This window comes from Candidatus Thiothrix phosphatis (genome assembly GCF_035668035.1).
In the GTDB taxonomy this organism is placed as follows: Bacteria; Pseudomonadota; Gammaproteobacteria; order Thiotrichales; family Thiotrichaceae; genus Thiothrix; species Thiothrix phosphatis.
The window spans coordinates 1-11,778 of sequence record NZ_JAYMYJ010000042.1 but is presented as its reverse complement, the minus strand read 5'-3'; the positions used below and the strand labels follow the sequence as shown (position 1 = coordinate 11,778).

The window sequence follows — 11,778 nt, the reverse complement described above, 5'->3', positions numbered from 1 at the left end:
TTGGTTTGCAGGGATTACCTTGCTGGTAATAGCGAACCGTTGGTTGGAGGAGCCACATGCCAGAACTAGAAACCTTTTACGAGGTGATGCGCCGTCAGGGCATCACCCGTCGCAGCTTCCTGAAATTTTGCAGTCTGACAGCCGCCGCTCTGGGGCTGGGGCCTGCATTTGCGCCCAAAATCGCCGAAGCCATGGAAACCAAGCCGCGCACGCCCGTTTTGTGGCTGCATGGGTTGGAATGCACCTGCTGCTCGGAATCGTTTATCCGTTCCGCGCACCCCTTGGCGAAGGATGTGGTGCTGTCGATGATTTCGCTGGATTACGACGACACGCTGATGGCGTCCGCCGGGCATCAGGCGGAAGCGATCCTCGACGAGATCATTGAGAAGTACAAAGGCAATTACATCCTTGCAGTCGAGGGCAACCCGCCACTCAACGAAGACGGCATGTTCTGCATCCAGTCGGGCAAGCCATTCGTGGAAAAGCTGCGCCGCGTCGCCAAGGATTGCAAGGCGATCATTTCCTGGGGTTCCTGCGCTTCCTGGGGTTGCGTGCAAGCCGCCGCGCCGAACCCGACCCGCGCCACGCCGGTGCACAAAGTCATCACCGACAAGCCGATCATCAAGGTGCCGGGCTGCCCGCCGATTGCGGAAGTCATGACCGGGGTGGTGGCTTATATGCTCACCTTCGACCGTATTCCTGAGCTTGACCGCCAAGGCCGCCCGAAAATGTTCTACGGCCAGCGTATCCATGACAAATGCTATCGCCGCCCGCACTTCGACGCCGGGCAGTTTGTGGAAGCGTGGGATGACGAATCCGCCCGCAAAGGCTATTGCCTGTACAAAGTCGGCTGCAAAGGCCCGACCACCTACAACGCCTGCTCCACCACCCGCTGGAATGGCGGCGTTTCCTTCCCCATCCAGTCCGGCCATGGCTGTATTGGCTGTTCCGAAGACGGGTTCTGGGACAAAGGCAGCTTCTACAACCGCCTGACCAATATCAAGCAGTTCGGCATCGAAGCCAACGCCGATGAAGTCGGCATGGGTGTGGCAGGCGTGGTGGGCGCGGCGATCGCCGCACACGCCGCCATCAGCGCCGTCAAACACGCGCAACGCAAGGACAAGGGAGGTGACCAATAATGGGCGCAACCAATACACCCAACGGTTTCAGTCTGGACAATAGTGGCCGCCGCGTGGTGGTCGACCCGGTCACGCGCATCGAAGGCCACATGCGCTGCGAAGTGAACCTTGATGACAACAATATGATCCGCAATGCGGTTTCCACCGGCACCATGTGGCGCGGGCTGGAAGTGATCCTGCGTGGCCGTGACCCGCGTGACGCTTGGGCGTTTACCGAGCGGATATGCGGCGTTTGCACCGGCACGCACGCGCTGACTTCTGTGCGTGCGGTGGAAGATGCACTGGGCATCCAGATTCCGGAAAACGCCAACTCCATCCGCAATATCATGCAGTTGACCTTGCAGGCGCATGACCATCTGGTGCATTTCTACCATTTGCATGCGCTCGATTGGGTGGATGTGGTGTCGGCGCTGAAGGCTGACCCGAAAGCGACTTCCGAGCTGATGCAGAGCGTTTCCAGCTGGCCAAAGTCCTCGCCCGGCTATTTCCGTGATGTGCAGAACCGCATCAAAAAGTTCGTCGAATCCGGCCAGCTTGGCCCGTTCATGAATGGCTACTGGGGCAACCCGGCTTACAAGCTGCCGCCGGAAGCCAACCTGATGGCGGTGACCCACTACCTGGAGGCGCTGGATTTCCAGAAGGAAATCGTCAAGATCCACACCATCTACGGTGGCAAGAACCCGCATCCGAACTGGTTGGTCGGTGGCATGCCTTGCGCGATCAATGTGCACGATACCGGCGCGGTGGGCGCGGTGAATATCGAGCGCCTGAACCTGGTTTCCAGCATCATTGACCAGACGATTGAGTTCATCGACAAGGTTTACATCCCAGACCTGATTGCGATCGCCTCCTTCTACAAGGGCTGGCTGTATGGCGGCGGCTTGTCGTCCACCTCGGTCATGTCTTACGGCGACATTCCCGACAAGGCCAATGATTATTCCCCCAACAACCTGCTGTTGCCGCATGGCGCCATCATCAACGGCAAATTGCAGGAAATCCATCCGGTCGACCTGCGCAACCCGGATGAGATCCAAGAATTTGTCACCCATTCCTGGTACCAGTACCCGGATGAAAGCAAGGGCCTGCACCCGTGGGATGGCGTCACCGAGCCGAACTTCGCGCTGGGCGCCAACACCAAGGGAACCCGCACCAATATCGAATCACTCGACGAAGCCGCCAAGTATTCCTGGATCAAGGCGCCGCGCTGGAAAGGCCATGCGATGGAAGTCGGCCCGCTGGCGCGTTACATCATCGGCTATGTGCAGGGCAACCCGGAATTCAAGGAGCCAACCGAGCGGCTGCTGTCCGTCCTCAAACTGCCGCTGGAGGCGCTGTTCTCCACCCTGGGCCGCACCGCCGCGCGTGGGCTGGAAGCTTCTTGGGCGGCGCACAAGATGCGTTATTTCCAGGACAAGCTGATGGCCAACATCAAGGCGGGCGACCTCGCCACCGCCAATATCGACAAGTGGGACCCGGCAAGCTGGCCAAAATCCGCCAAAGGCGTGGGCTTCACCGAAGCACCACGCGGCGCGCTGGGGCACTGGGTTGTCATTGAGAAAGGCAAGATCAAAAACTACCAATGCGTGGTGCCGACCACCTGGAACGGTTCGCCGCGCAACCCGGCTGGCAATATCGGCGCGTTTGAAGCCTCCCTGATGAACACCAAGGTGGAAGTGGCCGACCAGCCGCTGGAAATCCTGCGCACCCTGCACAGTTTCGACCCGTGCCTGGCGTGCTCCACCCATGTGATGAGCCCGGATGGCCAGGAAATGGCCAACATCAAGATACGCTAAGGAGGAGTAACCATCATGCTGAAACTGAACAGCAACCACCTTGCCCCGCTCGCGCTCCTGCCGCTGGCGGATAAGGCGTTGGCGCACCCTGGCCCCCACACCAGCCTGGATGGCTGGGGATTGCTGGAACATTTTTTTTCCAGCCCTTTCCACTTTGGCGCCATAGCGGCAGTGGCCTTGCTGCTGGCCGTTGGTGCCGTCTGGAGCGTCAAACGCGGGAGGTGAACCATGGCAACGCAACAAGCCGTTTATGTCTATGAAGCGCCGGTGCGTTTGTGGCACTGGATCAATGCTTTCGCCATTCTCGTCCTGGCGGTGACGGGCTACTTTATCGGTAGCCCATTGCCAACCATGCCGGGCGAGGCGAGCGCCAATTTCCTGATGGGTTACATCCGTTTCGCCCATTTTGCGGCGGCATTTGTGTTCGCCATCGGTTTCCTGGGGCGTTTCTATTGGTCATTCGTGGGCAACCACCACGCCAAACAACTGTTCCGCCTACCGATTTTCAATAAGGCCTTCTGGAAAGAAGCCTGGTTTGAATTGCGCTGGTACTTGTTCCTGGAAAAAGAACCGCACAAGTACGTCGGCCACAACCCGCTGGCGCAACTGGGCATGTTCCTGATGCCAACGCTGACCAGCTTGTTCATGGTCATCACCGGCTTTGCGCTGTACAGCGAAGGGGCAGGAAAAGGCAGTTGGTTCGACTTTTTCTTCGGCTGGGTGATCCCGCTGTTCGGCCAAAGCCAGGATGTGCATACTTGGCACCACTTGGGCATGTGGTTCATCGTCGTGTTTGTCATGGTTCATGTGTATGTGGCGATCCGCGAAGACATCATGTCCCGCCAGAGCCTGGTCAGCACCATGATCAGCGGCTGGCGCATGTTCAAGGATGACCGCCCATGAGCGCACCGAGGGTCTTGATCCTGGGCATTGGCAATTTGCTGTGGGCGGATGAGGGGTTTGGCGTGCGCACGGTTGAACACCTGCACGCGCACTACCGCTTCCCTCCCAATGTGCAATTGTTGGATGGCGGCACCCAAGGCATTTACCTGGTGCAGCATGTTGAGGAGGCTGACATCCTGCTGGTGTTCGACGCCATTGATTACGGCCTGGAACCCGGCACGCTCAAGCTGGTGGAAGACAATGACGTGCCCAGTTTCATGGGGGCGAAAAAGATGAGCCTGCACCAGACCGGCTTCCAGGAAGTGCTGGCGATGGCGCAATTGCTGGGCCGTTACCCCAAACACCTGCTGTTGGTCGGTGTGCAGCCGGTGGAGCTGGACGATTTCGGCGGCAGCCTGCGCTCGGCGGTGAAAGCGCAGATCGGGCCTGCGATCCAGGCGGCGCTCGATTGGCTGGGCAAGTTGGGCGTACACGCCACGCCGCGCACTGAACCGTTGCTTACAGGCCAGTCCGGTCACAGCGCCTTGCATATCCACGATTACGAAGCCAACCGCCCCACGGAAAGCGATGCCTGCCGTATCGGGGACGAACGCTTTTTGGCAAGGTTGGCGGGCTGATGTGCATCGGTATCCCCATGCAGATAATGGCGATCGATGGCTGGATGGCTTTATGTGGTGAAAAAGAGCACCGGGAAAATGTCGATATTTCACTGCTGGGTAGTCTTCAGGAAGGCGATTGGGTGCTAGTCTATAAGGGTGCGGCGCGCGAACACCTGCCCGCCGAACGCGCAAAGCAAATCCTGCAAGCTGTGCAGGCGCTGGCAGCCATCCGCGAGGGACAGGGCTTTGAACATTTCTTTGCTGACCTGATTGAGCGTGAGCCGCAATTACCGGAACATTTGAGGACCCCCAAATGAGCAATCTGCTTGACCGTTTGACCACTGATCTTGGTTACCCCCTGCTGACTGGGCAGGATAGTCTGATGGCATTCGCCAAACCGTTGAAAAACAGCGTCGTTTTTCTCGCCGCCAATCCGCAGCATTACCCCGAAACCCTGGATGTGGCGATCGTATTGCCGGAGTTCATGAAAATTTTCCAGGGCCGTTTACGCGCATCCGTGGCGGATCTGGAATTTGCCAAAACACTGGCGGCGAAATATAGCATCAGTGAATGGCCAGTTTTGCTGTTTTTCCGCCATGGCGAATACCTCGGCCATATTGCGCGGATGCGTGATTGGGATGTCTACCTAAGCAAGATCAATTCCCTGTTGAACGCCCCCTCGCCTGCCAAAGCGCCCGGTTTCGGCATCCCCATCATCGGCGCACAAATGTCGGCGAGTTGCTATTGAGGAACGTGTGAAATGAGCACTATGCATTTGTTGGGTATTCCTGTCATCGGGGTTGGTTCCCAACCGGCTGAAAGCGAAGCGCTGGACTATCTCCCCATGCCCAAGGACATGCATGTCTACCATCAGGCCGTGCTGCCGGAAAACGAGGATTTGCAGGCCCACCCCCATGTGCTGACACTGTTGCAGCAATTGCAGGATTTGCTGGATCGGCGGGTGGCGGGCGGCGCAGGTACGGAGCGTTTCCTGCCACTGGAAGGCGTAAACGCCGCTGACAAGAAGTTGCTGGCGCAAATCCTGGCAGAAGGCGAAGTCAGCGTATTGTTTGATACCGGCGATGGCGGGCATATCGAAATCCAGGAATGCAGCCTGCCCGGCGTCTGGTGGCATCGCACGCTGGACGCGGATAAAACCTGCCACCGCGAGACACTGGAAATCGGCATGATCCCCCAGTTGGTGCGTGAAAGCACATTCGACGATGCGCTGCCGGATGTGCCGCTGGCGAAGGCCTCCAGCCTGCCGGAAACCGTCATCAATGCCCCATGGCTGCTGGCCGAATTGCAGGAACAAGTGCAAAAGCAGAATTTTGGCCATGTGATCAACCTGACGCTGCTGCCACTGACGGAAGATGACCTCAGCCTGTTGAGCCAACAACTTGGCGTGGGCAAGGTCGCAATCTTGTCGCGTGGCTATGGCAATTGCCGGGTCACCGCCAGCAATGTCGAGGATGTCTGGTGGGTGCAGTATTTCAATTCCACCGACACGCTGATCCTGAATACCTTGGAAGTGGTGGAAGTGCCGTTGGTTGCCTGTGCTTCGCCGGAAGACCTGGAAGACAGCGCCGGGCGTTTGCGTGAAATCCGCGAGGCGCTGCAATGAGCGGGTTGCTGGATACGTTTGAAGGCTCCTATCTCGGCCACGCTGACCGCATTCCGGCGGATGCGCGCATGGAATGCAAAATCTGCTGGCATGTCTACGATCCGGCGGTAGGGGATGACTACTGGCAGATCCCTGCCGGGACGCCATTCGCCGCCTTGCCGGATCATTGGCGTTGCCCCGAATGCGACGGCGACAAGCAGCAGTTCATGGTTGTGCAGGATGCAGGCTGACCCACGAATCACCGCATTGGAGGCTCATTTTCGCGAGGTACAGAGCACACGAATGCAGGATGTGCCGATCCTGAACCCGCGCTTGCAAGTTGAAGCCATTGGGTTTCAGCCGTTTGAGGATGGTTTGCTGGGCGTTTTGGTCAGCCCGTGGTTCATCAATCTGGTGTGGTTGCCCCCAACGGAACAGGACGCGGTTGCAACGGATGAGATAGTGCTTGGGCTACCTGCCGGAGACTATGAATTCTGCCGCAGCCATGTGCCTGCGGTGGGAAATTTTTATGCCTGTTCGTTGTTTTCGCCGGTGTTGCAGTTTGAAAGTCAGGCGGCGGCGGTGCTGACCGCCCAACATGTGATGCTGGCGCTCATGGATGGGCGGATGCACGCAGCCAGACCCGAAGCAATGCCGCCGAAACCTGCAAAGGGAAACACCTGCTCCCGCCGGGATTTCCTGAGGGGAAAATTTGCCTAGCCCGCATGCAGGGCTTTGGCGTGCCAAGCGATGTGTTCGCCAATAAACGTGGCGATAAAATGGTAGCTGTGGTCATAACCTTCCTGCCTATGCAGGCTGAGTGGAACCTCGGTTTGATGACAGGCTTCCACCAAACTTTCCGGCAATAACTGGCCTGCCTCCAGAAACTCGTCGGCGGTGCCCTGGTCGACAAGAATTTCCGGCATGGTGGCACCAGCCTTGATCAGGCAGGTGGCGTCATACGCTTCCCACCGGGATTTATCTTCGCCCAGATAAGCGGAAAAGCAGCCCTGCCCCCAGCCGCATTCCAGCGGATGGCAAATCGGCGCGAAAGCAGAAACCGAGCGGTACATGCCAGGGTTTTTCAGCGCACAGACCAAGGCTCCATGCCCACCCATGGAATGTCCACTGATGGAGCGCAAGCCGGGGATCAATGGCAGATGTTTTTCCACCAATGCTGGCAATTCGGCGGTCACGTAGTCATACATGTGGTAATGCGTTGACCATGGCTCCTGGGTGGCGTTGACGTAGAAACCGGCTCCCTGACCAAGGTCGTAACGTTCCGGCATATCTGGCACGTTTTCCCCGCGCGGGCTAGTGTCGGGGATGACCAAGGCAATGCCATGTTCGGCGGCGTAACGTTGCGCGCCTGCTTTGACGCGGAAATTGTCGTCGGTGCAGGTCAGGCCGGAGAGCCAATACAAAGCCGGAACCTTGCTCCCGGCAGCCTGCGGCGGCAGGTAGACGGAGAATGTCATATCGCAGTTGCAAGTGGATGACTCATGCGTGTAACGGTTCAGAAACCCACCGGATTCCTTGATGCTTTCAAGCAATTTCATGCCACAGCCCTTAGAAAATGATCACAGAGCGGATGCTTTCACCCGCATGCATCAGGTCGAAGGCGCGGTTGATGTCTTCCAGCGGCATGGTGTGGGTGACCATGCTGTCCAGTTCGATCTGCCCGTGCAGGTAGCGCTCGACGTAGCCGGGCAGTTCGGAGCGGCCTTTCACACCACCGAACGCCGTGCCTTTCCAGGTGCGGCCAGTGACCAGTTGGAAGGGGCGGGTGGAAATTTCTTGGCCTGCGCCCGCCACGCCGATAATGGTGGAGACGCCCCAGCCCATGTGGGTGCATTCCAGCGCATCCCGCATGACATGCACATTGCCGATGCATTCGAAGGAGTAGTCGACCCCGCCGTTGGTCAGATCTTTGATGTATTCGACCACCGAGCCGTCCACGTCCTTGGGGTTGACGAAATCGGTGGCGCCCAGCGCTTTGGCCATTTCCCATTTGCCGGGGTTGATGTCGACGGCAATGATGCGCCCGGCCTGCGCCATGACCGCGCCTTGGATCACCGACAGGCCGATGCCTCCAAGGCCGAACACTGCCACGGTGGAACCGGGTTCCACCTCCGCCGTATTCAGCACCGCGCCGATACCGGTAGTGACGCCGCAGCCAAGCAGGCAGACTTTATCCAGTGGTGCCGTGGGGTTGATCTTGGCCAGGGCGATTTCCGGTACTACGGTGTATTCGGAGAAAGTGGAGCAGCCCATGTAGTGGAAAATCGGTTTTCCCTTACAGGTGAAGCGGCGGGTGCGGTCAGGCATATAGCCAGTCCAGACCGTGGCGGCAATCGACTGGCACAGGTTGGTTTTGCTGGAGCGGCAATATTCGCATTCGCCGCATTCGGGGATGTACAGCGGGATCACATGGTCGCCGGGTTTCAGCCCTTTCACGCCCGGGCCGCATTCTTCAACGATGCAGCCGCCTTCGTGGCCGAGAATGCAGGGGAATGCGCCTTCCGGGTCATCGCCCGACAGGGTGAACGCGTCCGTATGGCATACGCCGGAGGCTACGACCTTGAGCAGGACTTCGCCTTCGCGTGGTTTTTCAACTTCGATCTCTTCAATTTCCAGGGGCTTTTTCGGCTCCCAGGCAACGGCTGCGCGACATTTCATGATTCCCTCCACTGCTTTTCTATGCTGTATTGCAAAACTAAAAGCAATGTTGCAGGCTGTCAATTGCCTCTGCCTACAGTATTGGATAGGTTGGAAGCAGCCATACCAGGAGAAAATTTATGTGCCTCGGCATTCCCGGCCAGATTACCGAAATCGTTGATGCTGACAACCTGATCGCCAAAGTGGATGTGGGCGGCGTGAAACGTGAGGTCAATATCGCTTGTATCGTTGATGATGAGCATCCGGCGAAAAGTTGTGTGGGTGACTGGGTATTGGTGCACGTTGGTTTCGCCATGAGCCGTCTGGATGAGGAGGAAGCCGCCCGCACTCTGGCCTTGCTGGAGGAGCTTGGTGACATGCAGGCCGAACTCGACACCATGCGGCAAATGGAGGGGCAGGCATGAAATACATCGACGAATTCCGCGACCCTGTCAAAGCGAAGAAGCTGGTGGACGAAATCCACAAACTGGCCACCTCAGCGGCGTTGGTAGAGCGTAGCCAAAGCCAACCCTTGCAAATCATGGAGTTTTGCGGCGGGCACACTCATACCTTGTTCAAATACGGCATCGAATCCATGCTGCCGGACACTATCGAAATGGTGCACGGCCCCGGCTGCCCAGTATGCGTGTTGCCGATGGCGCGGGTGGATGATTGTGTGGCGATTGCCGAACAGCCGGGGGTTATTTTCACCACTTTCGGTGACGCCATGCGGGTGCCCGGAACCCGCAAAAGCCTATTGCAGGCCAAGGCTGACGGCTGCGATGTGCGTATGGTGTATTCGCCGATGGATGCGCTGGCGCTGGCCCGCAAGCACCCTGACCGTGAGGTGGTGTTTTTTGCGCTGGGTTTCGAAACCACCATGCCCAGCACCGCCCTGACTTTATTGCAGGCGCAGCGCGAAGGGCTGAAGAATTTTTCCCTGTTCTGCAACCACATCACCACGCCTGCCACCATGCGGGCGATCCTGACTGACCCGGATTTGCGCTTGGATGGGTTCCTGGCACCCGGCCACGTCAGCATGGTGATCGGCGTGCAGCCGTATGCATTCGTGGCGCACGATTATCATAAGCCGTTGGTGATCACCGGCTTTGAGCCGCTGGATATTTTGCAGGCAATGTGGATGCTGGTGAAACAGTTGGCTGAAGGCCGTTGTGATGTGGAAAACCAGTATGCGCGCATCGTCCCAGAGGCAGGCAATACAGCGGGTTTACACGCCATCCACGCTGTCTACGAAACCCGCGAGCACAGCGAATTCCGTGGGCTGGGCAACATCGGTGATGCTGGTGTGCAAATCCGTGCGGCTTATGCAGGCTTCGATGCCGAGAAAAAATTCAACGTGCAGGCGGCCAGCAGTTCCCACGACCCCGCCCACCTCAAATGCGCCGATGTGTTGCGCGGGGTGATGAAACCGTGGGAATGCCCTGCGTTTGGCACAAGTTGCAACCCACAGACACCGCTAGGGGCGCTGATGGTGTCGCCGGAAGGTTCCTGCGCGGCGTATTACGCTTACGGCAAACTGGCGAAACGCAGCGCCTAAACCTGAAAACACCAGCGCCGCATCAGTCCCTTATACAGAAATTACAGCGGCGCGCATTCAGGCAGTTGACGGCAACCATTGCATTGCCGTCGGGGTAGATGGCTCCGGCTGCCGTACATTGTGCATTCCCAACATCAGGCCGGTATAGGTGAACATCACCGAATACACCAGCCCAAAATCCAACAGCAGGGTCGTGGAAATATCCACCAAATCCACACCAATAGGCATCACCAGATTGAACCGCTGGCGGCTGGTGAAACTCTCCGCCAACGCCAGAACCCTAAACAAAGGAACCAAATCCGCGCCCGGCAGCAGGACGCAGGGGAACCCTTCCACCCGCAACGCTCCCTTGCGCTGAATCACCGGCAGGTTCGCCGCCCGCATGGCCGCCGCATCCGTTTCACCGTCACCGATGTAACAGACCGTTTTCCCCGCCGACCGCCATTGACGAATCTGCTCCGCCCTGCCCTCCATATCAGTGTTGAACCAGCCATCCACATCCAGCGGCTGGCTGGCCGTTTCATCTTCAGTGTCAAACACATAAACGGCGCACTGCCGCTGACGCAACGCCTGCACAAGCCCACCGGCCTGCGCATCACGCAATACGCGCCCGTCAAACGCCAGCGTATCCACCCTGACCGCCTGATCCAGCAATTGCGGATGGGTCAGCACGATCCCCTCCTCCAGCGCCTGACGCATGAACTCACGGGCGGTGTAAGGCCCCAGCTTGCGTAGGTGCGCGCCGAAAAAGGTGGTCAGAAAAGCGGCTGAATGGTTGATCCCCAATACCGGCGTGCTCAATACACAGGTTGCCAGCATCAACGGTGCCGCCTGCCTGCCGAGACGCTCGCCCTGTTGCTGGATAAGGGTCGGTGATTGGGAAGCCTGTTCCAGCCAGCCCGTCAACGCTTGCCCGTCTGCCCCCAGATGACGCTGCAAACTCTGCCGCCAATCCGCTTCATTGCGGACTTGCATCCGGTGCGTCAATGCATGCAAACCGGCGTCCAGCGCCGCAATGAAGGTATACCCCATCACCGAACACACCGCCAGCCGGGTGGTGGTCAACACTTGGTCATTGATGCGGCGTTGCTTGCCCAGAACCTGCCCCGCTTCGCGGATGACCGGCACCAGCAGGAACACCGTCACAGGAAAGCTCACCCAGCCAAGCAACGGCAGTTGCAGCAATCCCCCCGCCGCCGCCACGCCCAGGGACGCCGCTGACAACGCCAGCTCACGGTCAGCCTGCTGCAATTCCGGTTGGGAATCCCCCGCCGGTTTGCGTCCAAACCACTGCGGCTTGCCGAAACGCCGCAACGCCTTGCCGCCTGCATACACAGCGCCGCCCGCCACCAGGACTGGCAACCAGATCATGTGGCCTGCCCCGCATGGCAGCGGGAATGGAAACTAAGGTTTGTCTTCATAAGATGGCTGCGATTGGATGTTAAAATGATGCCTCATTATGCCGCATCAATAGGGAACCTCTAAAAACCCACCGCCGCGCCTGATTATGAGATAATGGCCACTG

The 11,778-nt window shown here is 58.4% G+C and carries 15 protein-coding genes; 12 read left to right on the top strand and 3 right to left on the bottom strand.

Annotated elements, in window-relative coordinates:
* The first annotated feature begins 56 nt into the window (after positions 1-56).
* From VSS37_RS04700 to hybE, 10 genes are read left to right on the top strand one after another with little or no spacing between them, the layout of a single operon-like run.
* Positions 57-1,139 (top strand): hydrogenase small subunit, encoded by a 1,083-nt coding sequence (locus VSS37_RS04700; protein WP_324693548.1) that lies wholly within the window; start codon positions 57-59, stop codon positions 1,137-1,139.
* Positions 1,139-2,932, top strand: a complete 1,794-nt coding sequence (locus tag VSS37_RS04695; protein WP_324693547.1) for a nickel-dependent hydrogenase large subunit — start codon at positions 1,139-1,141, stop codon at positions 2,930-2,932. Before VSS37_RS04700 ends, VSS37_RS04695 begins: the two co-directional genes overlap by 1 nt.
* 15 nt (positions 2,933-2,947) lie before the next feature.
* Complete coding sequence (locus tag VSS37_RS04690; RefSeq protein WP_324693546.1) at positions 2,948-3,157, top strand: hypothetical protein; 210 nt, start codon at positions 2,948-2,950, stop codon at positions 3,155-3,157.
* Between the two features lie 3 nt (positions 3,158-3,160).
* The gene (gene cybH, locus VSS37_RS04685) at positions 3,161-3,835 is read left to right on the top strand and encodes a Ni/Fe-hydrogenase, b-type cytochrome subunit (RefSeq protein WP_324693545.1); all 675 of its coding nucleotides are present in this window, start codon (positions 3,161-3,163) and stop codon (positions 3,833-3,835) included.
* Positions 3,832-4,452, top strand: coding sequence for a HyaD/HybD family hydrogenase maturation endopeptidase (locus tag VSS37_RS04680; RefSeq protein ID WP_324693544.1), 621 nt, complete (start codon positions 3,832-3,834; stop codon positions 4,450-4,452). The genes cybH and VSS37_RS04680 overlap by 4 nt, the downstream gene beginning before the upstream one ends.
* On the top strand, positions 4,452-4,751 hold the full coding sequence (locus VSS37_RS04675; RefSeq protein ID WP_324693543.1) for a HypC/HybG/HupF family hydrogenase formation chaperone: 300 nt from the start codon (positions 4,452-4,454) through the stop codon (positions 4,749-4,751). Before VSS37_RS04680 ends, VSS37_RS04675 begins: the two co-directional genes overlap by 1 nt.
* Complete coding sequence (locus VSS37_RS04670; protein ID WP_324693542.1) at positions 4,748-5,182, top strand: thioredoxin domain-containing protein; 435 nt, start codon at positions 4,748-4,750, stop codon at positions 5,180-5,182. The genes VSS37_RS04675 and VSS37_RS04670 overlap by 4 nt, the downstream gene beginning before the upstream one ends.
* A gap of 12 nt (positions 5,183-5,194) precedes the next feature.
* On the top strand, positions 5,195-6,058 hold the full coding sequence (locus VSS37_RS04665; RefSeq protein ID WP_324693541.1) for a hydrogenase expression/formation protein: 864 nt from the start codon (positions 5,195-5,197) through the stop codon (positions 6,056-6,058).
* Positions 6,055-6,288 carry a rubredoxin gene (locus tag VSS37_RS04660; RefSeq protein ID WP_324693540.1) on the top strand — a complete coding sequence of 78 codons (234 nt, stop codon included), beginning with the start codon at positions 6,055-6,057 and terminating at the stop codon, positions 6,286-6,288. The genes VSS37_RS04665 and VSS37_RS04660 overlap by 4 nt, the downstream gene beginning before the upstream one ends.
* Positions 6,278-6,757 (top strand): [NiFe]-hydrogenase assembly chaperone HybE, encoded by a 480-nt coding sequence (hybE, locus tag VSS37_RS04655; protein ID WP_324693539.1) that lies wholly within the window; start codon positions 6,278-6,280, stop codon positions 6,755-6,757. The genes VSS37_RS04660 and hybE overlap by 11 nt, the downstream gene beginning before the upstream one ends.
* On the opposite strand, the gene fghA is transcribed toward hybE, so the two are convergent.
* Both fghA and VSS37_RS04645 read right to left on the bottom strand, forming a co-directional pair.
* Positions 6,754-7,596, bottom strand: coding sequence for an S-formylglutathione hydrolase (gene fghA / locus VSS37_RS04650; RefSeq protein ID WP_324693538.1), 843 nt, complete (start codon positions 7,594-7,596; stop codon positions 6,754-6,756). The two genes, hybE and fghA, sit on opposite strands and share 4 nt — an antisense overlap.
* 10 nt (positions 7,597-7,606) lie before the next feature.
* Positions 7,607-8,716 (bottom strand): S-(hydroxymethyl)glutathione dehydrogenase/class III alcohol dehydrogenase, encoded by a 1,110-nt coding sequence (locus tag VSS37_RS04645; RefSeq protein WP_324693537.1) that lies wholly within the window; start codon positions 8,714-8,716, stop codon positions 7,607-7,609.
* Positions 8,717-8,835: 119 nt separating this feature from the next.
* On the opposite strand from VSS37_RS04645, the gene VSS37_RS04640 reads away from it, so the two are divergent.
* Both VSS37_RS04640 and hypD read left to right on the top strand, forming a co-directional pair.
* Positions 8,836-9,120 carry a HypC/HybG/HupF family hydrogenase formation chaperone gene (locus VSS37_RS04640; protein WP_324693536.1) on the top strand — a complete coding sequence of 95 codons (285 nt, stop codon included), beginning with the start codon at positions 8,836-8,838 and terminating at the stop codon, positions 9,118-9,120.
* Entirely contained in the window at positions 9,117-10,253 is a 1,137-nt protein-coding gene (gene hypD, locus VSS37_RS04635; RefSeq protein WP_324693535.1) for a hydrogenase formation protein HypD, read from the top strand. Before VSS37_RS04640 ends, hypD begins: the two co-directional genes overlap by 4 nt.
* Before the next feature lie 57 nt (positions 10,254-10,310).
* Here hypD and VSS37_RS04630 read toward each other — a convergent pair whose 3' ends face one another.
* Positions 10,311-11,624 (bottom strand): HAD family hydrolase, encoded by a 1,314-nt coding sequence (locus tag VSS37_RS04630; protein ID WP_324693534.1) that lies wholly within the window; start codon positions 11,622-11,624, stop codon positions 10,311-10,313.
* Between the last annotated feature and the right edge of the window lie 154 nt (positions 11,625-11,778).